General features: G+C 40.7%; 17 protein-coding genes and 4 tRNA genes. 15 read left to right on the forward strand and 6 right to left on the reverse strand.

Translation table 11 applies throughout. The annotated features are described in order from the left end of the window. The first annotated feature begins 261 nt into the window (after positions 1-261). The 3 genes from D0T49_RS08135 (at position 262) to D0T49_RS08145 (ending at position 3664) form a co-directional block, all read left to right on the forward strand. Positions 262-1188, forward strand: coding sequence for a DnaJ C-terminal domain-containing protein (locus D0T49_RS08135; protein ID WP_163630204.1), 927 nt, complete (start codon positions 262-264; stop codon positions 1186-1188). A 14-nt stretch (positions 1189-1202) separates the two neighbouring features. Beyond that, entirely contained in the window at positions 1203-1520 is a 318-nt protein-coding gene (locus D0T49_RS08140) for a chaperone modulator CbpM (RefSeq protein WP_163630206.1), read from the forward strand. 281 nt (positions 1521-1801) lie between these two features. After that, complete coding sequence (locus tag D0T49_RS08145; protein ID WP_370519641.1) at positions 1802-3664, forward strand: SLC13 family permease; 1863 nt, start codon at positions 1802-1804, stop codon at positions 3662-3664. A 123-nt stretch (positions 3665-3787) separates the two neighbouring features. Here D0T49_RS08145 and D0T49_RS08150 read toward each other — a convergent pair whose 3' ends face one another. From D0T49_RS08150 to D0T49_RS08160, 3 genes are all read right to left on the reverse strand, one after another. Further along, entirely contained in the window at positions 3788-5086 is a 1299-nt protein-coding gene (locus D0T49_RS08150) for a glycoside hydrolase family 57 protein (RefSeq protein WP_163630210.1), read from the reverse strand. Between the two features lie 71 nt (positions 5087-5157). Continuing rightward, positions 5158-6417: a glycosyltransferase gene (locus tag D0T49_RS08155; protein WP_163630212.1), complete on the reverse strand. Its 1260-nt coding sequence runs from the start codon at positions 6415-6417 to the stop codon at positions 5158-5160. After that, positions 6414-8360, reverse strand: a complete 1947-nt coding sequence (locus D0T49_RS08160; RefSeq protein WP_163630214.1) for a glycogen debranching enzyme N-terminal domain-containing protein — start codon at positions 8358-8360, stop codon at positions 6414-6416. Before D0T49_RS08160 ends, D0T49_RS08155 begins: the two co-directional genes overlap by 4 nt. A 339-nt stretch (positions 8361-8699) precedes the next feature. Here D0T49_RS08160 and D0T49_RS08165 point away from each other — a divergent pair. The 6 genes from D0T49_RS08165 to D0T49_RS08190 all read left to right on the forward strand — a co-directional run bounded on the left by D0T49_RS08165 (position 8700) and on the right by D0T49_RS08190 (position 9714). Then, positions 8700-8774: transfer RNA gene (locus tag D0T49_RS08165), tRNA-Cys, on the forward strand. A gap of 142 nt (positions 8775-8916) precedes the next feature. Next, a tRNA-Val gene (locus tag D0T49_RS08170) sits at positions 8917-8994 on the forward strand. A gap of 47 nt (positions 8995-9041) precedes the next feature. Further along, positions 9042-9287 (forward strand): GIY-YIG nuclease family protein, encoded by a 246-nt coding sequence (locus D0T49_RS13220; protein ID WP_163630216.1) that lies wholly within the window; start codon positions 9042-9044, stop codon positions 9285-9287. Beyond that, positions 9284-9352, forward strand: a tRNA-Cys gene (locus D0T49_RS08180). The genes D0T49_RS13220 and D0T49_RS08180 overlap by 4 nt, the downstream gene beginning before the upstream one ends. A 51-nt stretch (positions 9353-9403) precedes the next feature. Further along, a complete protein-coding gene (locus tag D0T49_RS13225; protein ID WP_163630216.1) occupies positions 9404-9649 on the forward strand; it encodes a GIY-YIG nuclease family protein in 246 nt (81 codons plus the stop codon). Beyond that, a tRNA-Cys gene (locus D0T49_RS08190) sits at positions 9646-9714 on the forward strand. The genes D0T49_RS13225 and D0T49_RS08190 overlap by 4 nt, the downstream gene beginning before the upstream one ends. 151 nt (positions 9715-9865) lie before the next feature. Here the strand turns inward: D0T49_RS08190 and D0T49_RS08195 are convergent. After that, the gene (locus tag D0T49_RS08195; RefSeq protein ID WP_163630218.1) at positions 9866-10837 is read right to left on the reverse strand and encodes a helix-turn-helix domain-containing protein; all 972 of its coding nucleotides are present in this window, start codon (positions 10835-10837) and stop codon (positions 9866-9868) included. 664 nt (positions 10838-11501) lie between these two features. Here D0T49_RS08195 and D0T49_RS08200 point away from each other — a divergent pair. From D0T49_RS08200 to D0T49_RS08210, 3 genes are all read left to right on the forward strand, one after another. Beyond that, positions 11502-13589, forward strand: a complete 2088-nt coding sequence (locus D0T49_RS08200; protein WP_163630220.1) for a T9SS type A sorting domain-containing protein — start codon at positions 11502-11504, stop codon at positions 13587-13589. Continuing rightward, positions 13586-13999, forward strand: a complete 414-nt coding sequence (locus tag D0T49_RS08205; protein WP_163630222.1) for a hypothetical protein — start codon at positions 13586-13588, stop codon at positions 13997-13999. The genes D0T49_RS08200 and D0T49_RS08205 overlap by 4 nt, the downstream gene beginning before the upstream one ends. 214 nt (positions 14000-14213) lie before the next feature. Continuing rightward, a complete protein-coding gene (locus D0T49_RS08210; protein WP_163630224.1) occupies positions 14214-17552 on the forward strand; it encodes an FISUMP domain-containing protein in 3339 nt (1112 codons plus the stop codon). A gap of 224 nt (positions 17553-17776) precedes the next feature. Here the strand turns inward: D0T49_RS08210 and D0T49_RS08215 are convergent, their stop codons facing one another. Beyond that, positions 17777-18421: a DUF3256 family protein gene (locus D0T49_RS08215; protein WP_163630226.1), complete on the reverse strand. Its 645-nt coding sequence runs from the start codon at positions 18419-18421 to the stop codon at positions 17777-17779. After that, a complete protein-coding gene (locus D0T49_RS08220; RefSeq protein WP_163630228.1) occupies positions 18408-22802 on the reverse strand; it encodes a translocation/assembly module TamB domain-containing protein in 4395 nt (1464 codons plus the stop codon). The genes D0T49_RS08215 and D0T49_RS08220 overlap by 14 nt, the downstream gene beginning before the upstream one ends. 1026 nt (positions 22803-23828) lie before the next feature. Here D0T49_RS08220 and tsaD point away from each other — a divergent pair. From tsaD to D0T49_RS08235, 3 genes are read left to right on the forward strand one after another with little or no spacing between them, the layout of a single operon-like run. Then, a complete protein-coding gene (gene tsaD / locus D0T49_RS08225; protein WP_163630230.1) occupies positions 23829-24869 on the forward strand; it encodes a tRNA (adenosine(37)-N6)-threonylcarbamoyltransferase complex transferase subunit TsaD in 1041 nt (346 codons plus the stop codon). A gap of 21 nt (positions 24870-24890) precedes the next feature. After that, positions 24891-25511, forward strand: coding sequence for an archaeosortase/exosortase family protein (locus tag D0T49_RS08230; protein ID WP_163630232.1), 621 nt, complete (start codon positions 24891-24893; stop codon positions 25509-25511). A 37-nt stretch (positions 25512-25548) separates the two neighbouring features. Further along, positions 25549-26505: a lysophospholipid acyltransferase family protein gene (locus tag D0T49_RS08235; protein WP_163630234.1), complete on the forward strand. Its 957-nt coding sequence runs from the start codon at positions 25549-25551 to the stop codon at positions 26503-26505. Position 26506: the final 1 nt, after the last annotated feature.

The raw sequence follows: 26506 nt of genomic DNA on the forward strand, positions 1-26506 counted from the left end.
GCAGAATCAAGTTTACTTGAATTTTGCTGAGCGTAGGTGCTTCAATGAAATTAGTTTTTGTTCCTTTTGCATCAAGGCAAAAGGAAGTAGATGATTTAAACAAAAACATTAAATATCAGCAAAATACTGGTTGCTATTCAGTTTTTTGTCATGTGTTGAATAAAACTACAGAGGATTTCTCAAAAGCAGAAAAAACGCAAATATCACAGATAGACACTGATTTAGGCAAATATTTGTATTAGAACAAAAGAATTATTGATTATGGCATTCATTGATTATTATAGTATTTTGGGGCTTGATAAGAGTGCGTCGGCCGACGATATAAAAAAGGCCTATCGGAAGCTGGCAAGAAAATACCATCCCGATGTGAACCCTAACAACGCTGAGGCTCATGCCAAGTTCCAGCAGGTAAACGAGGCTAACGAGGTGCTGAGCGACCCTGAAAAAAGAAAAAAATATGATGAGTATGGCGAAAACTGGAAACATGCCGAAGAGTATGAAAAAGCCCGCCAACAGCAAGCCAAGAATGGAGGGTTTACCTCAGGCTATGGTTCGGGCGGTGGAGGTAGTTACCAATACGATTTTGGTGACAGCGACTTTGGTGGCGGCGGTTTTTCCGACTTTTTCGAAAACCTGTTTGGTGGCGGTGGGCGCACGGGAGGGAGCCGTCGTTCGGCCGGGTTTAAAGGCAGCGATTACAACGCTGAACTGCATCTGAGCCTACGCGACGCAGCGCAAACACACAAGCAAACTTTGTCGGTAAATGGTAAGAATATACGTATCACTGTTCCGGCAGGGGTGGCCGACGGACAGGTGATTAAACTGAAAGGGCAGGGAGGTGCAGGTGCAAACGGTGCTCCTAATGGTGATTTGTATATTACGTTTGTAATAGGCAAAGACCCTGATTTTGTACGGAAAGGTAACGACCTGTATGCCGAATCGGAGATAGACTTGTATGCAGCCGTACTGGGTGGCGAAGCCACCATTAACACGCTTGACGGGAAGGTGAAACTGAAAATAAAACCTGAAACTCAAAACGGGACTAAAGTGCGCCTGAAAGGGAAAGGTTTCCCTGTATATAAAAAGGAAGGGCAGTTTGGCGATTTATTTGTAACTTATACTGTAAAAATACCGACTAACCTGACTGATAAGCAGAAAGAACTGTTTCAACAATTAGCCAACTCTTAAAAAAGTGATTTGCTATGGAAAAAGAATTGATTTTATTAAATGAATATTGCCGGAAAAGCCGTGCGGAGCTTGATTTTATCCTGCGCTTGGAGAGTGAAGGGCTGATTGAAACTGAAGTACAGGGCGATGCAAGATATATCAGCCTGTCGCAGTTGAGCGACTTGGATATGTTTACCCGGCTTTATTATGACCTTTCGATTAACATCGAAGGGATAGACGTGATTAATAATATGCTGGGCAAGATGCGAAAAATGGAACATGAACTGTCTGTCTTGCGAAGGCAATTGGATGCAGAGCCGTTTTTTGGAGATGATTTTTTCGATGAATTTTAGAGCTTCTCATTCGGGCTGAAATTATACATAAAAAGAAAATTTATTAAATAGTTTTAATAAGATAAATGTTTTTGAGGCAGGCGGATATAAAATAGTTTTAAATTAGTACTTTTGCATACATTGAATTCGTGTAGATGTATGATAGCTTTGATTGAAATAAATTCAATACCATATAATCCCGTAAGATAAAAAATTGCGGGATTTTTTGTTAAGGAGCAATTTGAAAATCAAAACGCTTTAATAGTTTTAAAAAAAAATATCATTAATATATGACAACAGAGATTATAATTGTTTTTGCTATAATTGTTTTAGCTGCTGTATTTTTTGTTTGGGGCAAGATTCGTTCAGATATTGTAGCCTTGTGTGCCATGGTTGCACTTATGCTTTTTGGTATCCTTACTCCTGAGGAGGGGCTGTCCGGATTTTCCAATTCAGTTGTTATCATGATGGCTTGCTTATTCATTGTGGGAGGAGGAATTTTCCAGACAGGGCTTGCTAAAATGATTAGTACAAAGATTCTTGCCTTTGCCGGTAATAGCGAGTTGAAACTGTTTGTGCTGGTAATGCTGGTTACAGGAGGAATCGGGGCTTTTGTAAGTAATACAGGCACGGTGGCGCTTATGCTGCCTATTGTTATAAGCCTGACGATGGAAGCTAAGACTGATGCGCGGCGTTTCCTTATGCCTATGGCTTTTGCAAGTAGTCTGGGGCTGTTGACTTTGATTAGTACGCCTCCTAACCTGATTATTAACGATACGTTGGTAAGTGCCGGTTACGAAGGGCTTTCTTTCTTTGCGTTTCTTCCGGTGGGTTTAATTACCCTCACTTTAGGCATAATTTTGCTTTGGCCTTTAAGTAAATTACTGGTTTCGAAAAAGAATGCTAATGGAGATGAGGCTAAGAAAAAGGATAAATCGCTGAAACAGTTGGCAAGCGAATATCAGCTTGCTGATAATCTTTACCGCGTTAAGGTGAAGGGAGATTCTCCGTTTGTAAATAAAATGCTGCAGGATTTGAATATTACACGCAAGTATAATGTGAGTGTTTTGGAAATAAGGCGTATAAACTCGCAGCGCCGTTTCCACAAAACGGTGGATATGAAGATGGCAGGCCCCGGCAGTACCGTGCGTGAAAACGATATTTTGTATATTTTCGGTAAGTTCGAAAATGTAGAAACCCTTGTGGATGAGAATAACCTGACCCTGATTGATACCCATGAGTCGGAAGGAACGGCTGCATTGTCGGTATCGAAAACAGGAGGACTTGAGTTTGGTGAGATTGGTATTGCAGAAGTAGTGCTGATGTCTACATCTAAAATTGTGAATAAACCGGTAAGGGAATCCGGATTCCGTCAGCTTTATAATGTGAATATCCTTGGTATTCAGCGTAAAGATGAATATATATTGCAGGATATAAAGGACGAGAAAATGCTTTCGGGCGACGTGCTTCTGGTACAGGGCAAATGGTCGGATATAGAAAAGCTGAATCAGGAATCATCAGAATGGGTAGTGGTGGGGCAACCAATGGAAAAGGCCTCGAAAATTCCGTTAGACCACAAGGCTCCGGTTGCTGCTGTAATTATGCTCCTTATGGTTTTGTCAATGGCTTTCAATATTATACCCCCGGTGGTTTCTGCTTTGATTGCGTCTATATTGATGATTCTTACAGGCTGTTTCCGTAATGTGGAATCGGCGTATAAAACTATAAACTGGGAAAGTATCTTCCTGTTTGCCGGTATGTTCCCTCTGGCCATTGCGATGGAAAAAACAGGTGCATCGGCACTTATAGCCAATGGTATTGTGAATGGCTTGGGCTCGTTAGGGCCTACTATCGTTTTGGCGGGTGTTTATTTAGCTACGTCTATCCTTACCATGTTTATAAGCAATACGGCTACTGCGGTACTTTTTGCCCCTATTGCGTTGCAAGCTGCTCTTACCTTGGGTGTGAGCCCTTATCCGTTCTTATTCGCGGTGACGGTAGCGGCGAGCATGTGTTTTGCAAGTCCATTCTCTACTCCGCCCAATGCACTTGTTATGTCGGCAGGGCGGTACAAGTTTATGGACTATATTAAGGTAGGGTTGCCCCTACAAATAGTTGTGGGAATAGTTATGGTGTTTATTTTGCCTCTGTTGTTCCCATTTTAGAGAATATTTAGAACCTTGTTTCGAGTTTATAAGGCAAAGAACATGTTATAAGATTGCAAAAAAGCATCTGAAAGACTATGAGTCTTATCAGATGCTTTTTTTGTGATTTGCATGAAAGTGTTTTTACTTTTCGGCAGCCTTTTTCTTTTTGGCGTTAGCTTTGAGCTTTTTTACGTCTTTTTGCAGTTTTATTATTTCTTTATCCTGATTGTTGATTGTTGTCAGCAGTTCGTTCAGTTCCTCGTTCTCAATCGTTGTTGGATATTGTGCATCCACACGTTCCAGAAAATCGGCCAATACATTCATATAGTTGATGAAGGCATCGTAAGGAGATTCGTAGTGAGTACCGAATTGGTCTTTATGGCTCATATACCGGAAATGGTCAGTAGACTGAAGCAACAACCAGTCGTGCAACAGTACTTTGTCTTTTGCCATGTTTACGCGTTCGGTTACGGCATACAGCTTGTTTAACGCCTCTTGTTGCAGGTCGTTTCCTGTCCACGGGCTAAGGTCTTTTTCGTGTCCCGACCAACTGATAGGGTCTGTTATTGACAACGGGCCTGCATCTTCCAGTTTTTTTCCTGCTTCGGAAGGTAAAATGAAATTCATCTGTCTTTCCATAGCATGGTATGGAAAAGCCTTCATGAAGTTGAAGATTCCAGTTTCCTGTTGTTGGAATATGCCGAATGCCTCGTAGCCCATCCATATGTTGATTATCTTTTCGTTTTCGGGCAAGCCTGCCAGCCAATCGACGTATTTGTCGGCTGTGAGAGGAAACTCAGACCATGAGGTGTTGGAAAAGCGGAACGAGATATCGTCGCTGAATTTCAGGTTACGAACCAGAAGTTTCAGTTTCGGGATATAGGAATGTGTGTAGACGAAATTAGGGCTTTTCCAGCCGAGTACCTGGCGTGCTTCGTCTATCAGCATGGTTTTATACCCCATTTTAGCAACTCGCTCCCCTATTTCGTCCGAATAAATCAGTTCTGAATTGCGCAAGGCAGTTGGTTTTTTCCCGAATAATAACTCTATTTTTTCGGCGTGCATTTTTACCTGACGCTCAAATTCATCAGCACTGTAAACTGATGCCAATGAGTGAGCATAAGGTTCGGCTAAAAATTCAACTGCTCCGGTTTTTGCCAATTCCTTGAAACTGTCGATTACTTCGGGAGCATATTGTTCCAGTTGTTCCAAAGCAGTTCCCGAAATGGAGAATGCACAGCGAAATTTTCCGTTCGAATTGCGGATAATTTCGGCAATAGTGGCATTGGATGGGAGGTATGATTTTTCGGATAAAGCCCTTATTTTGTCTTCGATTCTGTAATCGTCGTAATAATAGTGGTCCTGCCCGATTTCGAAAAAACGGTATCGCTTCAAATCGTAGGGCTGATGAATTTGGAAATATATGCAAATATTTTTCATTATGTAGTGATTTAATATATTCAACTTAATTGAGGCTCGTTTTATACACCTTTTTTGTTCGTGTTTGGTAATCAACCGTTTCCTGTGACGGTATCATATATTTTTCTGACTTTCAGTCCTGCGTCGTACCATTTTATGTTATGCACTTCTTCGCATCCCAGTTCGCGGAGGCTCTTGTGCATAGCCGGATTCTCTACGATAGCATATATAGCATCGGCCATAGCGTCTATGTCCCAATAGTCTGTTTTGATAGCGTGGGTCAATATCTCGGCACATCCCGATTGTTTAGATATAATGGTAGGAGTACCTACCTGCATAGCCTCGAGCGGCGAAATACCAAAAGGTTCGGATACTGAAGGCATGATGTAAACATCGCTTTCGGCCAACATTTCGTAAACCTGCCGCCCCTTGAGGAATCCTGTGAAATGAAATCGGTCGGCAATATTGCGTTTTGCAGCCAGGTCAATCATAGCGTTCATCATATCGCCGCTACCTGCCATTACAAACCGTACATTCTTTGTCTTTTGGAGTACACGGTGAGCTGCTTCTACAAAATACTCAGGCCCTTTTTGCATGGTGATGCGTCCAAGAAAAGTAACTACTTTATCTTTTCGCGGAGTTTTTGTGTAGGAGTCGGCATCTTCCAGAGGCTCTACCGCATTGTGTACAGTCGTAACCTTGTCGGGATGCTGGTGGTATTTTTCAATAACAATTCGTCTTGTCAGGTTACTCACAGTTATAATGTGGTCAGCCGCATCCAATCCGCGCTTTTCAATATCATATACCACCGGATTTACCTGTCCGCGACTACGGTCGAAGTCGGTAGCATGCACATGCACTACAAGTGGTTTGCCGCTTATTTGTTTCGCGAACGCTCCTGCCGGATACGTGAGCCAGTCGTGCGAATGTATTACATCAAAATCAAGCTGATGGGCAAGAACGCTCGCTACAGCTTCGTAGTTTGATATTTCTTCTATCAGATTATCCGGATAACGTCCTGAAAAATTGATACATCCGAGGTCGTTGGTGTATATGCGGCGGAAATCATATTTTATACCATTGCGCAACCAGAAGTATTCATCGGGATTCATGATATGCCCGATTCGCTGGTTGACATAGTCCCAATTGTTTTCTTTCCACACTACGGGAACATAGCTTGCGCCAATAATTTTAAGAAAGCTCTGGTCTTCGTCTCCATGAGGCTTCGGAATTACAAATGTTATGTCCATGTCGGGCTGCATCGACATGCCTTTGGTCAGTCCGTAGCTTGCTGTTCCTAATCCGCCTAAAATGTGGGGAGGAAACTCCCAGCCAAACATTAGTGCTTTCATGTATTTTCGTTTTCGTTTTGTTTCAACAAGTCTAATACTCTCAATATCTCGGCCACGTTCATTGCAAACGACATACCTCCGTGCCCTTTGAACGGTGGGTTGCCGTCGAACAGTTCCGAGATTGTGCTTACACACAGTTCGGTCATTTCCCATTCGAAACCGTTCAGCATACGTTCGATAAAAGAAATACCGCTTTGCTTGTATGTTTTCAGATAGGCTTCGGCGTATGTCCCGAAAAGCCATGGCCACACAGGGCCATTGTGGTAATTCCTGTCGCGTTCCAACTGTCCGCCAATATACACCGGACGGTACGAGCCGCTTTTAGGGCTTATGGTTCGCAATCCTTTAGGTGTCAGCAGTTCGCGGGTAATGATGTCCAATACGGATTTTTGCTGCTGCCTGTCTAATGGCGAGAATGGTAAACCTATGGCAAAAACCATATTCGGACGTACTTCCATGTCGGAATAATTGCCGTCTACGTAATCGTACAGGTAAGTGCCATTCCAGAATACTTCAACGAATGTTCCGCGTGTTGTTTCTGCCTGATAGTTGAATAAATCGGCAGAATGTTCGTCTTTACTCTCCTGCATCAATAGGGCTGCGAATTTCAGTGCGTTATACCACAGTGCGTTTATTTCTACTACATACCCTGTGCGGGGAGTAATAGGGCGACCGTTTTCTACCGCATTCATCCATGTAGCGGGTTTCTCTTTACCATTTACATATAGTAAGCCGTTGGTATGGAGAAATAAGTTCGGGTGATTCTGTTTCCGTATAAACTTGATGATGTCCACTACTATTTTTCCATAGCGGTGGGCAGCATCTTGCAATGATGTTTTTTGCGAATATAACTGGATGGTTCGTATAAACCAAAGTAGTACGTCGGGGTCGTCGAGCTTTTCCAGCTTAAATATATTTGTTTCTCCATTGATATACGCTTCAATTTCGGGGATAGCCGTATCCATTATATGATAAAAGGCATCCATTTTATCAATGAGGAAGGTACATCCGGGAAGTGCGATAAACTGGTCGCGTGCACGTGCTTTAAACCAAGGGTAGCCGGCCAGCAGGTACACTTTGTCCTCTATCTTCTGATAAAATTGCTGTGCTGAGTTTTTCAAGCAACTGTACATATCTACACGGTGAATCCTTTTGCCTATTTCCTCGTCCCACAAGGGGGCTAATTTTTTAGGAGAGACAGGGGAAATCCCCGCTGAAAATATAATGGATTCTCCTTTTTTTATCGGCATCTCGAAGTAGCCCGGCACCATTAGGTCTTCTTTATAGTCGTATCCGCGTTCCTGCTCCTTGTAGTATTCTATATTGCGATACCAGTCGGGTTGGTGATGATATGTGTTCTTTTTGGAAAACTGCATGTATAGATAGGGATAACCGTCGTACATGCGGGTTCTTATACCTTGTGTAGCATCTTCGTAAGACGTGTCGGCTACGTTGTTCTGATGCGTGAGCTCGTTTACACTACGAAATGCAAGGAATGGTTTGAAACGCAACAGGGTAGGCGAGTGGGCTTCTAAAAGGGTGTACCTTATCAGTACGCGCGGCTCGAACGAAACGAGCAGCCTTTCTTTTGAAAGTACAACTCCACCTACACGATAGGTAGTTCTTGAAATAACCTCGCAATCGAATTCGCGTATATATTTGTGCCCGTTGGGACTGAAATTATTTCCTTCGTATTTATGAATCCCCAAATTAAATTCGGCACCATGCTGAATCACCGTTTCGTCGAGCGATGATAGCAAAACATGGTTGGAATCGTCAAGCTCAGGAATGGGAATTACCAGTTGCCCGTGATATTTTCGTGTGTTACAGTCTATAAGTGTTGTACTATTGTACGCCCCGGCCCTGTTTGTACGAATCATCTCCTTCGTAAGCGACTTTTCAAGGTTTATCAATAAGGCTTTATCAAACTTAAGGTACGTCATAGTATTGTAATTATTTGTTTCATAGAAATTTGTTTGTTCTTCATGAAATTCAGGTAAGTTAATTTGCTCGCAATTTAACCAAATTCTTTTACAAAACAAATATCATGGCTCGATTGTTGTGCGATTTTTTTGGTAAGGTGGCTGGTTTATCTGCGTTTTAGTGAAAACAAACATTATCGGGCAAATGTTTACTTACCCTGCAATAAAAAATGAAAATGATTTTATTTTGATGAAATATAGAAGAAAATGAAAAAATATCATTTCAATTTCTTGTGTGATACAAAAAAAGCAGTATCTTTGCATCGCTTTTGGAGGAAAGTATAATCCGAAAAATGTTTCGGGCGTTTAGCTCAGCTGGTTCAGAGCATTCCGATACAATCGGAAGAGTCGGCAGTTTGAATCCGTCAACGCCCACTTAATAAAATTGAGAGATAATTTTTTTATTTTAATGAAATACGAAGAAAAAATAAAAAAATCAAATCAATTTCTTGTGTAGTACAAAAAAAGTAGTATCTTTGCATCGCTTTTGAAGAAAAGCGTAAATTGAAAAATAATCGGGCGTTTAGCTCAGCTGGTTCAGAGCATCTGCCTTACAAGCAGAGGGTCGGCGGTTCGAATCCGTCAACGCCCACCACGAAAAAGTCAATCTTATTTTTAGATTGGCTTTTGTTTTTTTTACATATGTGTTATTGTTATATTCTATATTCGGAAAAAATAGATCAGTATTATGTAGGTTCTACAACTGATCTTGAAGATCGTCTTAAGCGTCATAATACAGGGCGAAGCAAATATACAAAGCGCGGGTTGCCATGGAAGTTAGTATATTCTCAACATTATTTTAGTAAGTCGGAGGCTTATCAAGCCGAAATGTATATAAAATCTCAGAAAAGCCGAAAATATATTGAATCATTAATAAAAGATACTTAGCTCGGCTGGTTCAGAGCATTCCGATACAATCGGAAGAGTCGGCGGTTCGAATCCGTCAACGCCCACAATTGAAAAAGTCAATCTTATTTTTAGATTGGCTTTTGTTTTTTTTACATATGTGTTATTGTTATATTCTATATTCGGAAAAAATAGATCAGTATTATGTAGGTTCTACAACTGATCTTGAAGATCGTCTTAAGCGTCATAATACAGGGCGAAGCAAATATACAAAGCGCGGGTTGCCATGGAAGTTAGTATATTCTCAACATTATTTTAGTAAGTCGGAGGCTTATCAAGCCGAAATGTATATAAAATCTCAGAAAAGCCGAAAATATATTGAATCATTAATAAAAGATACTTAGCTCGGCTGGTTCAGAGCATTCCGATACAATCGGAAGAGTCGGCGGTTCGAATCCGTCAACGCCCACAATTGAAAAAGTCAATCTTATTTTTAGATTGGCTTTTGTTTTTTTACATATGTTATTGTTGTTATATCAGTATTATGGCTCCAACTCGATTAATAGTGGTGGTAATCTTTAATCGTTTTCTTTTGAGAGTTATGTTTGCTACAAGTGCTGTTAAAGAAAAGAATCGACTATTAGGTGCTGTTCTTTAAAAAATACACGCCTTTCTTTATATCCACTGCTCGACATAAGAGTAGATATTTTCCTGAGAGAAAACATCCATTGCTGTATGCTTTTATTACTTTGGATATCGGTCGAAAAACCGGTTCGTGAGAAATATGTACTCGAAAATGCAAGTTGACCTAACTCAGACATTACATACAGGCCGGTTACGCCAATCGGAATATTTGACATGTAGAAATAGGCCTCTATGTTTTGATATCTTATTTCGTTCAGACTTTTGATGTATGTCTCAAAACCTGTCAATAATGAGTGTAGGTCGTTTTTAATTAATTCCAGATCTTCGGGGTTGAGGATATCTATCTCGTACAGATATTTAATTTCTTTCACAAGTGCCCATATAAGAGATACATCCCATATATATACCCTCTTCCCGCTGTTATGATTGAAAATTTCGATCTGCTTTTTTACTTCCTGAAATTTTTCAGGAACTTTCCATGAGGAGTAATTGCTGAATTCGTCTGGGTCGACGAAAAAATGTCCCCATTTAAAAAGCATGAATTTTGTTAAGTTCGGAAAATGCATGTATATATCTATTGGCAAGGAATTGAATACGCTGCCTAATTCATATGGCTTAACGCATATTTTATTAACCATAATGATATTGTCCAGCATGGAGTCGAGCAGCGAATCTATCGAGTTTTTACTCCACGGAAACTCCAGTATAATAGGAGTTTTCAAATGGTCTTCATTCGCATGTAGTAGCGAGTCTATCGAAATGTCAAATTCCTTTGCAAGTATCCCCATTTCGTCGATGGAGAAGTTTACATTGCCGCTTAGTCGTCGTGACGCAGGCTCTTTCTCTATTTTCAGTATTCTGGAAATTTCTCTTACCAGTTCAGGCCGGTGGGGCACGTGTTTATACAGTCCCTCAATAAAACTATCCGTCAATTTGTTTTTTTTCATGATAATTTAAACGTATTACAATTCGTCGTTATTTAGGCGCTTATACTGTAAAAATGTAGGTGTTTTTATAGTATAACAAAAAAATACGACATTCTGTTCTTTTTCTTCTTGTTTTACCTACTTTTTAGTCTTTGGAATGATCTGATATTTCCTTTTATCGGCTGAAGTCGTCTTGTTGAAAATTTGATTTAGATATATTTTTGTAAAGTAAAACATAACGTCCTGTATTAATATATCTGTCGTTTCTGTTGAGGGTCCTCCTTATATGCCCTTTTTTATAAAACAGATATGTTGTTTTGTTTAGGGCGGAAAATTTGATAGCTTCTTTCAAATGTTTATGTTTTTATAAGTTGTTAAGTCTCAGCTAAATTCCTACTTCTATTTTCGATTATTTACTATTGTAATTAATTCTTAACCTAAGTATGAAATTGATAAATAGGTTGGTTTATATAGCTGTTGTAATTTATATTAATTTATAATGCGTATAAATTTATAATCGTTTTTAAATTTTGGTCAAAAGTAGTTTTTTTTACACAAAAGATAGTGACAGTACAAAAAAAAATCAGAAAATATACTGAAAACTACTTTTACAATGATTTTAATGCTTGATTATAAATATGGAGGGTGAGTGTTGTAAGTTGTTTATAAAAAGTATCAAAAAGGTATGATTAAGAAAATTGTTTATAAAAACAAAATGCGAAAAAATGTATTACTGTTAATAACATGCCTGTTGTTATGTTTAGGCTGTTATGTTCAGGCACAAGAGTCGTTGCCTGTTCGTTTTGTCAATACGGGGCGTATGGCTATAGCCTCGAACAAAGATGTTGTAGCCCTTTATATTCCCCATTCGGTATTGATGGCCGATCCTTCGGCACAAGAGAGCAGGGTTTCTGTTGTTCAGCAAGGGGTGACTTCTATTGGTGGTAGCTTTTATCAGGAATCGAAAAGTAATGTTTTTCAGGTTGATGCCGATGGTTGGGGAACCTCTACCGGAACTATTATTTTTCAGGGAGATGCTCCGTACGGTGTTCGCCATATCCGCACCCGTGCTGCAAGTAGTATGGAGGGTTTTCAGCGTGCATCCTACTATGTGGCGTTTCCAAACCTTTCCATCGCCACCAATGATACTATCCGTATTCCGGGGCGTATGGGTGTCGATGCCATTTCGGTTTCTTATCGCAGTGATAGCGAGAAAGGGATTATTTATCTCAACTCGGATGTAGACGCTACAGGTACCAAGGTTTTTGATGCCTCATTGCGTATTTCGGCCATTGGTGTTTCAGATGCGGCAAGCCGCACTTCGGAAAAACTGGTTGCTGCCGGCTCGGTAGTTGTCGAACGCGATTTGTCCATCTACCGGAGCAATACCAATCCGCTCTTTCCTTTTGCCTCGCCGATGACTAACCTGCGTGCCGGATATTTTGCAGGCAATTTTGTCCGCAAATTTATAGAAGAAGATGCTTATGCAGGGCACGTGGATTATGTGTTGGCCAATAAGGACGAAAATAACGACGGGTGGATTGATGATGACCAATATCTGCGGCAGGCCGATGCTTTGTTCGAAGCGGGCAAAGCCTACTTGATTAAGCCCCGCCCCGAAGGTTATGATTATAGCCAACTGCCTTTCGACCAAACAGGTGGAATGGCGGCTTCGGTGTACGACCAAGGGAAGTTTGTGTTTGACGGAACGATATATAATTTGGATAAAACAGTAGAACAGCTCTTTGCCGGAGATGAAATTTTCCGCAAAGAATTAGCGGGGGCTTCTTACAATAAAACAGTCAATTGGCTGATAGGCAATTCGTATACCTCGGCCATTTCGATAGACAAGATATACGACGAAATAGTAAATACCGGGCTGAATCTTAGTTCTACCATTTACATTTATCCGGCAGGGTCTACGTCGTATGTTCCTTATAGTTTTTCCCCTTCGGCGGTTAACATTATTGATTTGTCGGATATACCCTCGATGACTTATTTCATGGTGCGGCTGTCGAAAAACAAAACACAAACAGGAAGTTTTGCTATCAACCGTAGCATGCAAACGCACGGTAAACAGTCAAATAACTTCATGCGTTCGCGCCGGCTGTATAACGACGAGTTGATTTTCCGTGTAAGCCCTGACGACAATAGTAATGTGTACGACTTGGCTGCTATCGCTTTGCGAGATAAAGTTTCGGGTGGGCAAGCCAAAGTTACCAATCCGCAAAAAGACGCATTTCAGTTGTATTCCGGCAATAAAATGTCGGTAGCGGTAGAACTGAAAGGAACAAAAGTAGTTCCTCTTGGATTTATCCCCTCGGCAAATATTGATAGTTACAAACTATCGGTGTCGCGTGTAGAGAGTATGACTACCGAAGAATTGTGGTTGGAAGACCGTAAGACGGGCAAGTGGGTTAATCTCTACGAAACCAATGAATACGCTTTCGAAGCAAATGCAGATGATGTGGAAGAGCGGTTTTATGTGCATTTTGCCGCACAGAATACAACCGGCGACGATTGTAGCAACCAGTCTCCGCTAACAGCTTATTATCATAATGATAATATTATTATACACGGATTGCATGCTCAGGATATGGACGCAGCAATTAGAGTAAGCGATGTTCAAGGGCGTAGCATCATAAATACTAAAGTGGGAAATTATCCGGATGAAACAATTCATGCAACTTTGACAACGGGAGTTTATCTTGTGCACATAGGTGGCAACCGCAATCAAGTGGTCAAGATATTAGCGAAAGGAGGTACAAAATGAACTATTTAGCTAAAAAAACCCTGCATATACAAACAATGATTATCATACTGTTGTTTAGCTGTATCTCGATAAATAAAACTATGGCCGGCGGTACTGGTTACAGAGAAACAAATAGTTTCAAACCTTTTTCGAACGAAACTCCATCGGGCAATTTTTATAACAACAATATAAACTATCGTCCGGCAACATACGGCAACCCTACCTTGCGTGCCATAGGTAACGACGATGATGAAGATGATTTGAATCAAGGAGGAATTGCCGGTGATAAAGACCAGAACTCCAATGATATGCCTGTTGGTACAGGCTTGCCGGCAATGCTATTGTGCTGTGCCTTTTACTTCCTAATAAAAGAGCGTCGGCACATCATGCACCGGATGCGAAGGGAAAAGAAATCTATAATATTTAAATAAGTATTCGCCACAAATTAACTTATATTATTTAGCTCACATAGGAGACGACACATACTAAAACACATAGAAACACAGTAGAAATCACATATAAGCTATGTGTGCCTATGTGGGAACTAACTGAACCTATGTGGCAAAAAATAAAAACTAATTAAGACGATGTACTTAATAAAGTAAAGAATAATTTCAAGTGAATAAAAAGATAAATAAACGAATAATGAAAACAAAAAACAATCTATTCATTTTTGTGCTTGCTGTATGTGTATGGCTGTGTTTGCCATTGACTATTGGTGCACAAGTTAAAATTGGAGAAGAAATGCTGCCTACCAAGGGAGCTGTGCTCGACCTTAAGAAAACAACAACCGGAACGGATTATTATTTAGGCGGATTGCTGTTACCCAACGTTGAGATATTGAATTTAGGATATATTCCGGCAACGTTTACCGATGCCGAAAATATGGTTGGGTATGACTCTACTGATGGTGTGGATACAAACGAGTTGCTTGCCGGAACTATCGTTTACAACACTAAAGTAAATAACACAAAAAATATCAGGGCAGGTGTTTACATCTGGGATGGCAAAGACTGGATGCTCATTTCAGATGGAGCATCCATGCGTTTGGAATCGACCCCAGGTGTGTTTGATGAGGATGGCGGCAGCGAAGAAATAACAGTAGCTAATCCCGGATGTACACTGAGTGGAAACTACACTTATATTATAGTGGGCGGAAGTGAGTATGCCAGCATTAATCCGTCCGGTTCTTCGGATGGCAAATTTTCAGTTACTTTCGACGCCAATCCTACTACGTTGGAACGCAAAGCAGTGGTACTTGTAACCGACCCTTGTGGAAAAACAGCTACATTTGTTTTCACACAGGCATTCAATCCCAATATTTGTATCGGTGCGATAACAGTACCTCCTATCAACTCTTACAGTGGGAATCAGCTTTGCTCAGACGGAGCAGCATATCTCTACCTTGTGGGCTCTATTGAAGCTAACGATCCGAACGATTATATCTGGACGCTGAATGATGTGGAAGTTGGGCGTGGAGACACTTACACAGCCACCAAACCGGGTAAATATGTGGTGTATTACGCAGCCATCGGCTGCGAGAACAATAGTGGCGAATACGAGCTTTTGCCTTCGGACAATACAGCACCAAATCCGGTACGCATTATCGTAAACAGCAATAATGGTTTTGTTTGCGAAGATAGAGGTGAAACCACAATCATAGCACAAACTGCAGATGCCGGGATGATACGCTGGTTTAAAGACGGGGTGCTGCAAACCGGGAGCGACTATGATGGAAAAGAATCCATATCAGCCGATATTGGAGTATGGCATGCTGTAGTATACGATGGTGGAAACTGCTGGTCGAAACCGTCGGATGCAGCCATAGTACAGCTCGACCCTAATGCAGGTATGGCAGTTCCCGAACCTATTATTAGTGTGAATGGAGTTACATCACAGTCGAACTATAGTTTTTGTGCGGGCGGTATGGCTCATTTGCAGGTAACTAATCCATCGAACGAAGTAACCCGTTATACGTGGTATGCCGAAAATACCGAAATTGGTTATGGAACCTCTGTTTATTATAATATACCAACTGATGTGCCGAATGTGATAATACGCTGCCGGGCACAAGGGCAAGACTGCTCGACCGAAACAATCGTACTGAAACAAATCGAAATATCTTCGGCTCCTGCAGCTCCCCGCATTACAGGTTTAAATGTTCTTTGTGGAGGAGGAGTTACGTTAACAGCAAATGCTTCGGAGGTGTCAAATCCTGAGTTTATCTGGTATTATGGTAGTCTTTCGGATACGGAAGCTTTGACCACTCTTGCTACAAACGGACAGAACCTGACTGTAGAAACTGTGGGTATTTATCAAGTTGCCGTAAAAGATGGTAATTGCATAAGTAAAAAATCAACTGTAAAAACAGTTGAACTATCCGATTTTGTCGATCTGAGATGGAAGCAAACCCATACAGATGCAGACTACGGAATGATTCAGCTTTTCGAAGTAGAGGCAACCAATGGCCCGGTAACATATAAATGGGAAGTTATAAATGCCGAATTACGCAACACCAATGAAAACCGTACTTCGGTAGTTTTCCCAACTTCGGGAACCAGTGCTACTGTAAAAGTAACAGCTACTAATGCTTGTGGTAGCAAAACGATTGAACAGGAAGTAACACTTTCTTCTACCTGTGCCGACCCAATCATCCCAACCCCGTCTGTCAACCAAATGCAAGCGGGTGTAGTTGGCCATACTCTTAAAATGCCGATAATGGTACAAGGAGGTGTAAACCCCAGTTTTCAATGGTATATGAATGGCGCGCGAATAAATAATGAGCCAACAGCGACAACTGCTACTTATGTCTGGACTCCGACAGCTACAGGTACTTATGTTTTTTATTGTGTAGTTATTAATAATTGCCAAAACGGAACTTCGAATCCGGTTCAGTCAAAAGCTTATATAGTAAACGTGATTGATAATCCTGACAATTATATTACCGGAACCGGAACTTTTACCGGAAAAACCTGTTTTGATATTGTTTATAGCAACTTTGCCACCGGTGGTCACTGTGGTACTCAAGTGGCACGTGCTTCGCAAAAAACAGATTTTTCTTTGACTACAGAGCAGGATCCTGCAGCCGGTTCTACAGCTACTTATACCGCTAAACAGGTATATACTTTCACTACAAGCGGCTCTGTCAGCAATGTACGGTTTACTGTAGTAGACGAGGACGGAGATATTGTTGAAAGTATAACGCCGAAAGGAAACTATTCGGGCAATTTGGCTTCGGGTACGGCTTGTAAAGTAACTGTTCTTTACAAAGAGTCGTTGAACGAAAGTTTACGTGGTTTGACTGCCAACAATGCAAAAATATTGAAACTATATGCTATTTATACCAGTAGCGGTACCGACTATTCAGTGCCACTGACAATCAAGTTGCAGGATTGTGCTTGTTGTGGAGCAAATATTGATTCGGGTTGGTTAACTTTCATGTGTCATAATTTGGGTGCCGACGAAACACTCGACCCGTTCACCCCTGCTCAAAAACTTCATGGCAACAAGTATCGTTTTGGGGTAGCAACACCATCATATACAATGCTGCTCGACCAAACCAATTCGTCCTCTATCAGTGGTTGGGGCGCAAATAGTACTTCGGCATATCCGTTTCAGGAAACAGGCAATTGGTCGGAAACAAACAATCCGTGCCCCGAAGGTTGGCGTTTGCCTACCCAGTCGGAATGGCAACAGGTTATCAATCCGGCCAACAATGCTATAAGGCGTGAAGGAGTATGGAACGAGAATGCTACAAATTATACATCGGGTATTTATTTTGGCGAAGGACTGTTTTTGCCAACAACGGGCTACCGCTATACCATTAATGGCAGATTGTATTACCGTGGTATCAATGGCTTGTATTGGAGCAGTACGCAAAGTGGGAGCAATGCCTACAGTCTGAATATTGGTAGTACCAGTTTGAGCGTTGGAAATAGTACGCATCGTGCTATGGGCGTTGCAGTTCGCTGTGTGGCAAAATAGGCTCACGCAGAAAGTGAAAAAAAAATTGAGAGTGAAAAGAGAGAGAGAGTATTGAGAGTTGAGGCTGTTTCAAAATGCTGCAAAGCTTTTGAAGCAGCCTCTATAAAATGTATGAGGGCCGGTAAAGGAAAAATTGGATATAAATGCACTTTGCTCTTCCCGTTTTATGGAAAAATATGATGAGTTCTCAAAGCCCGAAGTGTATATAAAACCGAGAGCAAATACTAATCTTTACCCCATTTACCCTCAGTTAGCCGATATATAATATCCTCGGTTTTCAACAATGGAGCATATATTTCTTTATCGGTTTCGTCAAGAAATAGTAAGATGTTATTCTTCGCTATAATTTTATCCTCGTTTGCAGAAAAAGTCAAAGAAATAAAATTTGTACTTAGTGCGTTTCTCACGTTTTGTTCTTCCAAACCCGATTGTGCAAACTTATCCTTGTCAATCCAGTCGGTAGTTTTTGGCAGGGTAAAATTCAGGTTTACCTCTCTCCATTTCGTATTATAAAAATTCACCACCGACATACAAACCGGAGTACAAACCGTTTTTATAATTCCTATCAGGGTATCTGTGTTGTTTTCAAACATTTTCATCTCGAATACCGACACATCCGTATTTCTCACCGAGAGGTAATGATTCAGCGTATCCAAACTCAACATATGCGTCTGAGTTCCAAAACGGTTCATTATACTGTCGCCCATATCGGCTTTATAGTACTCCAGCAGTTCATGACGCTGCTTTTCACTTATCACAGGATTCAGTATTTCTGGCATCTCAATATACAATGCTTCGATACCCTGCTGTGCCGACAGCGATAACGGCAACAGTAAAAACAAAATAACTGCTATATTAATCTTCTGCATCCTCATCCGGTTCTGATTTATTTTTTTTCTTACCAATATTCTTTATCATATTCCAATAATAGCGGAACAAGTCGCCCACATTATCAAAATCCTCTTTGTACATAAAACCAACACCTTGCGTATTTTTTGCCTCGCGTAGCTGGGCTCTGTCTACCGTATGGTTATATGCTTTAAAACGCAATTTCCCCGATTTTGTCAATAGATACTCCACATCAATATCGGTAATAAAGCGGTTGTAGTTAGCTATGGGCAGATTACTATCCCGATAACCAAAATTACCATTCACAATCCAACGTTCGTTTGGCTGGTAATTTAAATCCACCTGATATTCCATATTCTCCTCGTCAGACCGACGCATATCAAAGCCAAACGAAAGGTTATTCCTGTTGGAGAACTGCGCTATAAGATTATTCAACTGAGCGCTTACAGTGGAGGTTGCTAACGACAAGAAATCATTTGTACCCACATTGGTAGCATCATCCCTCAGGTAATCGGGAGTATAAAACTTATTAAAAACAAGCAGATACAATATCTGGCGCGTCATCATTTCTTCCGTATTAATCACATTGCGTACAATCTGCTTAACACCCTCATCGCTCGACGGCAGTACAATATCGAAATTAATGGTAGGCGTCATAAGGTTGTCTGTCAATATCAGGATACAGTTAACCGGAACTGCCGTACGGCTATTGGAGCCGATGGCCGAGTTGAACAAATCTTCGTCCAGCAAGTCTTTCAACGAAGCGGTTAAAGAATAAACTGCCCGTATATTTACCTGAGCATTGGATGGGCTTCCCGACCATGATACGGTACTACCCGATTCTATCTTAAACTCTTTACGGAATACGTCCTGCAACGTAAAAAGATAATTTCCGCTTTCGATTATATAAGAACCATACATTTTTGCTTCGCCCTGACTATCATCATATTCCACACGTATATTCCCGTTTCCTTTCCCCGAAATCATATCACCGCTGGTTTGGTCTATTATCAAACCTACTTCGGCATCCGGCGTTACTTCCATCTGCAAGTTCAAGCGCAAATTCGACATTTTCTTACTTACCGTTCGCGGAGTGAACAGAAACTCATCATCTTCATTGTTTTCAACAAACTGAATAAACCCCGCATCAGTGGCTTGTGACGAACTACCGGCCTGAATAAACACTTTCGTTCCCGGTTTAGTCAAGGCATTCACTCTGATATTAACCACTTCTTCTGTTCCGGTTATACCTACTGATGCTTCGGCATACGCTTTACCGAAAAACAGGTCGTTTGCTCCCGGACTCAAGTTAGCTACCTGTGCATTCTTGGTCTGAACAAGCAAATCATAATTAAAATCCCTGAAATCGCCATCGTGTGTAAGTGCTCCATTCAGAGTTACCTTATTATTTTCCACGTCCCTCAATTTTATTTCCGGAAAAGCAATGGATGTAGGAGTTAAAACAATGGTATCATTAAAATAAAATGTAGAGCCCAACACGTCTACAGTAACCTGTCCATCGTCTACTTTAAGCCGCCCGTCGAACCGGATTTCTTTTAGCGGCCCTCCGATACGTAGTTTGCCGGAAGCATATCCTTTCGAGTTGGACAAAATACTTTCAAAATAAGGCGTCAGAAAGGCAATATCTACACGGTTTGCATCAATCAGAATATCAAGAAAGTTTTCAGACGGAGTATAAGTACACTCTCCCAAAGCAATAGTCTCCCCCTCATTTACAATAGATGCAATAGCCAATACCTTTTGGTTTTGCTGGTCCCACGTAGAAAACACAGAAGCGTCTCCCAGCGGTTTATGATTGAGTTGCAAATCTTTTACAGACAGAACTGCATCAAAAGCGGTTTGCCCAAACACACCTAAAACAGAAGCCGTACCGGTAGTTATACCACCCAAATGGAAACCTTTCATGTTCAACAGGGTAGAAATAAATCCTAAATCAACATCTTTCATCTCTATTTTCAAACTATCCTTTTGGCTTTCGGAAAGGATACCATCCACACCCAGATATTGATTTTGATTACCAAAACGGAAATCCTGTATATTAACCGATTTGTCGGGGTTAAAGCGCACAGTGCTCGCGTCGATATTCCATAACGAATCTGAAATAATTATCTCAGAGGGCAATATAGAAGTAAGAACAAACGTTTGCTCGTCTTCATCTTTTTTAAACTCGGTAAGTGTACGGAACTTTCCACGGTTAACCACTTTTTGCCTGTTTCTCCACTCCACATCTACACCTACAATGTTCTCTTGCGCTTCGGTATATAATGAGAAATTCCAGAAATCGTTTGCAGTAGGTATATTCGATTCAAAAATCAATTCCAGTTTTTGATTTTCGCCCCAAATGTGCAGGTTTGTATTATGCAGGTTTTGCTCACCCGAAATAAAACGGGGAATATTCACTACAATATCAATCTTACCGGCATTTTCGTCCAGATAGCCCTTAACAGACGAAGTCTCGGCAAGGCGGTACGAGGATTCAAAAACCTCCGCTATTTTTTCGGTATTTGTCAGAGTCAAATCCAAATCAATCCGGTTAGTTTCTTCTACCGAAACCTCATTCTTCTGAATTGCAGGAAGATAATCCTGAAGTACGCGCTCAGACATCTGCAACAGGGAGCTGTATTTAAACTCCCCCGAAATAGTACCGTTTATATATTCCGACTGTACTGAAAAGTTGGTGTAATTTTCGTCGGTGGCCGACACAAATCTGATTTCCTCAACAAATAAGCTCTTATCTTTATTGACAAAGTTCAAACTATCAAAAAGAAGATAACCGTTGATATTGTCCAACGAATTTCCGGTCATATTCGTCTTTACATTAAAAGATAGTTCGGAATCGGGGTATTTGTCAAGTATATTCAATTTATCCAGCCTTGCTTCCTTTACAATCAGGTCGAAATCAAAAACAGGTAATTCCTGAGTTAAATCAATCAAACCATTGAAATCGAGGCTTATATTTTCATCCTCTACTTTCAATTTTCCATTAAAGCCATTGCCCCCATATTCTCCCTGAAACTGAATATCCTGATACAGATAGTTGTATAAAGTAATTTCATCAATCTTAGCATCAATAACTCCCTGAAACGAAGAATTCATTTTGCGGGAGCCAACCGTATTTAAATTGAAAGCCACCCTGCCTACTTTTTCCGAAAGCGTCAATTTATTCAGATTCAGTCCTGTAGATTCAATTGTCCCGTTATAATCTACATCTTTAAACTCGTTTTTAAACTGTAACAAAACGTCTGTAGATATACTACCGATATTTGTTTTCAGGTTTCCGTAAATAACCAGATTGCTGAAAAAGCCCGTAACGTTTCCTTTGTAGCTCACAGTACCAAGGCGGGTTACTTCTTTGGGCAGACTGAAAGTTTCCTGCATCAAATCAGAGATAAACTTCTCGGTATCTGTCCCGTTCAGCCTAAGTTCCTTTAAATCGCCGTATACAAAAGTTTGCTCTATATCGGGCAAGCCATTCAGGTCGAGATTTCCATTAAGAACAAACGATTCCCCGTATTTTATATTAATATCCTGTATGCGGAGGTTTGACAGCCTGCCACTAACCGTAGCACCAACTGTTGTAAGAGCCTTCATGTTTTTTAATGAAGGAACAAATACGCCCAAATCGTCCAGCATCACGTATGAGGAATGGATTTTCCCCTTTAAACGTACTTTCTCCTCGAATTTTTCAAAATCGCTGATACTGTCATAACGAAGCGAAATATCACTAATGTGCAAGCGTGAATTTGGCAGCATCAGTTCAAATTCGGGAATATTCAAATTGGTATTCGAACCATAAATTTGAGTTTTTAAATTCGTAAGTTTTAATCCGGACTGCTCCTGCCCGCTCAAATTAAGAATACGAACACTCAAAGAATCGCTATTAAAAACATCTAAAACTATTTTTGCATTTAGTTTCTCAAAATACAGGTGATTAAAATCAATACTTCCGTCGTTGCCTTTTTCTACAGGTACACTTCCCCTCTGAGAGTAGTTGTTGAAACGAAAAGATGTATTCTTCAGCTGAAGATTGCTTATCACATACTCTATCTCGCTATCAGGCTTGTTTTTATCAGGCTTGGAAAATGCGTCAATCAAAAATTTAAAATTATTCTCCCCTCCCTCATCTATAGCCAGATTTCCATATAAACCATCAAAATTAAGTGTATGGAAAATCACTTTCCCCTTGAAAAAACGGAGCAAACTGAAACGCGCATTTAAAACATCTACCGCTACTAGAGTATCTCCCTGCAAATCCTCTACATACACATCGTAGAGCGATATTGTATTGAAGAATTTATAGTCCACCTTGCCAATGGTTACTTTGGAGTTTATCCGGCTCGAAATATCTTTTACCAACGAACCCGCAATAAGCTGCTGCACCCTGCTGGTTTGCAAAAGGAAAAACACTAAAGAGAAAAATATTATGATTCCCCCCAGAACTAAACCTGATATTTTAAGTGATTTTTTTATATCTTTGAATTTCGTTTTCGCAAATTTAAAATAATTATTTCTTAATCCGATGAAAAACGGGGAAAAGCGGGCGCTTTTTCAAGAAAATTAAGAAGCTGTTTGAATTAATCTTGCTAAATAAAATTGGGTTGTTTTTGAGGAAAATGAGATTTTCATTTTACGATTTTAGCGGGCTAAATGAGTAAAATAGAAAAACTCGATTTTACCAAAAAGAATCAATTTTATTGCAAAGAAAATCAATGTAACAGTTCTCGTGATGAATTCAGAACTGCTTCGAAGGGCTTCGAAAAAACTTTAATCGTTGAATACCTGAAAAAATCAGTTCTTATTTTTTGTGAACCATAATAGTCCTTTAGAATTCTTTATTATATAAATAAGAATAGCACCAATGGTGTTATTTAAGAGCGGGTAGAGAACTGGCTATGTATTCTTAAAAACAGTTTTTTTACAATCTGAGAAACTATGAAGAATCTATTGTGTATATTGTGGTTAAGAGCAACCACTCAAAACATGCAGAATTACTATTTTATTCTTTCGTAGTCGTAGCTAATCTTTCCGCCTCAGCTGGTGAGCGTAAAGAAATTCAGCGTAACGTAGCGTTAAACAGGATTTGCTGTTTGACGAGTGTAGCGAGGAGTTTTAAATCCTGTAGCGTAGTGTAGCTGAATTTTAGCGAAGCAGGTGTAGCGGTGGCTTTTTTGCTTCCTTTTTCAGCTATAGGAAAAAGGAAGAGCCTATCCGGCTCGAGGACAAAAGAATAAAAAAAGAGGGTACTATAACTCTCCCTAAATCCCTCTCTCAAAGAGAGGGACTTGGAGAGCGAAAAACGAAAAGACAATACTGATGAATTTGGTGTTTAAAATGTAATTTTGGTGCGATTGCCCTAATTTTGGTTCAGATTTTTTATATATTCTCAATTTTTTGCGTTAATTTTACATGAAAAAAAATACGGAAAACATCACTATACTTGGCATCGAATCTTCGTGCGATGACACTTCCGCTGCAATCATCCGTGATGGCGTTATGCTGTCGAATGTTATTGCAAACCAAACCGTACATGCGAACTACGGAGGTGTAGTACCTGAGCTTGCTTCGCGCGCACATCAGCAAAACATTATTCCCGTAGTACATGAGGCGTTGAAACAGGCAGGTGTTGATAAACACGACCTGAGTGCCATTGCATACACACGGGGGCCGGGTTTGCTTGGTTCTCTTCTGGTAGGTACGTCATTTGCTAAGGGTTTTTCTCAGGCATTGAATATCCCGCTTGTAGATGTCAACCACCTGCAAGCACACGTATTGGCACATTTCATCAGTCAGGGAAAAGCGGACGAACGTTTTCCTAAGTTCCCTTTTCTGTGCCTGCTTGTATCCGGCGGCAACTCGCAAATTATTTTAGTCCGCAACTATAACGACATGGACGTTATCGGGCAAACTATTGACGATGCCGCAGGCGAAGCATTCGACAAATGTGCAAAAGTAATGGGACTACCTTATCCCGGAGGGCCACATATCGACAGGCTGGCAAAAGAAGGCGATCCGAAAGCCTTCAAGTTCAACAAGCCTCAAATAGCCGGCTACGACTACAGTTTCAGCGGACTGAAAACTTCGTTCCTGTATCTTCTCCGCGATGAAGTGAAGAAAAATCCCAACTTCGTAGCCGAAAATATGAACGGCCTTTGTGCTTCGTTGCAAGCTACGGTAATCGACATACTGATGAATAAATTGCAGAAAGCCGCCACCGATTTAAAAATAAACCAAGTGGCAGTGGCCGGAGGGGTTTCTGCAAACTCAGGACTTCGGCAAGCTTTTTGTGAGTATGGTGAAAAATACGGATGGGATGTTTTTATTCCTCCCTTTTCATTCACCACCGACAATGCTGCGATGATAGCTATAACAGGATACTTTAAATACCTGAACGGCGAATTTTCTTCTATTACAGACGTGCCATTTGCAAGGGTATCCGCCAAACTTTAATTTTATTTGCAGAGAAGATTTATGAAATCGAAAAAAAACATATTTCCCGAAAAACTCGAACCCTACAAGGGCATCATTTATTTTGTCATCATTCTGCTCATATCCAATTACTTTTGGAAGTTTACGGTAAAAGGTGACGAATCGGACACTCTGGTAACCTTTTTCGGGCTTGACATATCGGCACCATTCATATATATGTCAAAACATTTTGCCGATATGACGGCAAAAGTGCTGCAATTTTTCGGGTCGGACGTTATCTTAGGCAATCACAACAACCTCTATTTCGATACAGGATACGGTGTCCGCATCGTTTGGGCATGTACAGGCATTAAACAAGCCTATATCTTTACCTGTATCATTGCATTCACACGAGGCCCGTGGAAAAAGAAGCTGTGGTATATCCCAATGGGTATTTTGATTGTCTATCTGTTCAATCTTTTCCGGCTGACTGTTATCACAGCATGCGTAAAAAATCATTTCGATTGGTTCGACTTTCTGCACGAAGGCCTTTTCAAATACATATTTTATGGCGTTATATTCCTCATGTGGGTAATATGGGACGAAAAAATCGCAATGAAAGGGAAAAACCTCGCGGCTGAAACTACGGAAGGCATTGATAACCAAGAAAAAATATCTGAATAAAAATTTGTATCGGAAGTAAAAAAGAATCTTAGCTAAAATGAAATTCGATATAAATACATTTCGTCGAAAATTAGTATTATTACTTCTGTATCCGTTCCTGTATCTCACCGTATTGGTGTTCAGAGCACTTCCTATATCCTGGACACGACGGTTCTCATCATTCGTGGGTAAACGCTTTTACAGCATGGCCGATAAATCGCGCCAACGGGCACTTGCCAATTTAGAGATGATATATGGGAACGAAACCACCCCGGCAGAGCGGGAAGCAATGGCTAAAGAGGTTTTTATAGAAGAAATAAAATCGTTTTTCGACTACATGGCCTATTCGCGCCTGACTAACAAAAAACGCTTTTTCAAACTCATCGAAGTGGAAGGAGAAGAACATCTGCGTGCTGCTTACGAAAAAGGTAAGGGGGTGATTTGCCTTATTCCTCACCTTAGCTCGTGGGAGTTTGCCGCCATTACCCCTCCTATGCTGGGATACGAAACTTCAGCAGCAAGCAAGTCGATGAAGATGAAACTGCTCGAAACACTGATGGTTAAATTCAGGGCGCGACGGGGAATGAAAAACATAACACGGGAAGGCTCTTATAATAAGCTGATAGAAGTACTCCATAAAGGCGAGTGCCTGATATTGATGATTGACCAGGATACCAAAGTAAAGGGTGTCTTTGTCGATTTCATGGGGCGACCGGCATATACCCCTCTCGGTGCTTCGCGGCTCGCCTTAGAGACCGGAGCTTTAATCGTACCTATGGTAATGACACGCAAAGAAGATGATAACTATCGTTTTATCATTTACCCCGAATTACCTGTCATCCATACAGGAAACCTCAAGGCTGACTTGCTTGAAAACACCCAACGCCAAACTACAGTAATGGAAGAAATGGTACGCGCCTATCCTACCCAATGGGTATGGATGCACAGGCGTTGGAAAACAACTCCCGAATCGCTTGCTGAATATAAGAAACAGAAGGCCGAAAATAAAAAGTAAA

The organism is Paludibacter sp. 221 (genome assembly GCF_010501035.1).
Taxonomy (GTDB): domain Bacteria; phylum Bacteroidota; class Bacteroidia; order Bacteroidales; family Paludibacteraceae; genus QVMH01.

Bases quoted from the DNA above. Each gene is read 5' to 3' on its own strand.
- D0T49_RS08215 (WP_163630226.1), bottom strand. From the start codon at position 18,421: ATGCAGAAGATTAATATAGCAGTTATTTTGTTTTTACTGTTGCCGTTA.
- D0T49_RS08160 (WP_163630214.1), bottom strand. From the start codon at position 8,360: ATGACGTACCTTAAGTTTGATAAAGCCTTATTGATAAACCTTGAAAAG.
- tsaD (WP_163630230.1), top strand. From the start codon at position 23,829: ATGAAAAAAAATACGGAAAACATCACTATACTTGGCATCGAATCTTCG.
- D0T49_RS08230 (WP_163630232.1), top strand. From the start codon at position 24,891: ATGAAATCGAAAAAAAACATATTTCCCGAAAAACTCGAACCCTACAAG.
- D0T49_RS08205 (WP_163630222.1), top strand. From the start codon at position 13,586: ATGAACTATTTAGCTAAAAAAACCCTGCATATACAAACAATGATTATC.
- D0T49_RS08195 (WP_163630218.1), bottom strand. From the start codon at position 10,837: ATGAAAAAAAACAAATTGACGGATAGTTTTATTGAGGGACTGTATAAA.
- D0T49_RS08235 (WP_163630234.1), top strand. From the start codon at position 25,549: ATGAAATTCGATATAAATACATTTCGTCGAAAATTAGTATTATTACTT.
- D0T49_RS13225 (WP_163630216.1), top strand. From the start codon at position 9,404: ATGTGTTATTGTTATATTCTATATTCGGAAAAAATAGATCAGTATTAT.
- D0T49_RS08135 (WP_163630204.1), top strand. From the start codon at position 262: ATGGCATTCATTGATTATTATAGTATTTTGGGGCTTGATAAGAGTGCG.
- D0T49_RS08155 (WP_163630212.1), bottom strand. From the start codon at position 6,417: ATGAAAGCACTAATGTTTGGCTGGGAGTTTCCTCCCCACATTTTAGGC.
- D0T49_RS13220 (WP_163630216.1), top strand. From the start codon at position 9,042: ATGTGTTATTGTTATATTCTATATTCGGAAAAAATAGATCAGTATTAT.
- D0T49_RS08150 (WP_163630210.1), bottom strand. From the start codon at position 5,086: ATGAAAAATATTTGCATATATTTCCAAATTCATCAGCCCTACGATTTG.
- D0T49_RS08200 (WP_163630220.1), top strand. From the start codon at position 11,502: ATGATTAAGAAAATTGTTTATAAAAACAAAATGCGAAAAAATGTATTA.
- D0T49_RS08140 (WP_163630206.1), top strand. From the start codon at position 1,203: ATGGAAAAAGAATTGATTTTATTAAATGAATATTGCCGGAAAAGCCGT.
- D0T49_RS08210 (WP_163630224.1), top strand. From the start codon at position 14,214: ATGAAAACAAAAAACAATCTATTCATTTTTGTGCTTGCTGTATGTGTA.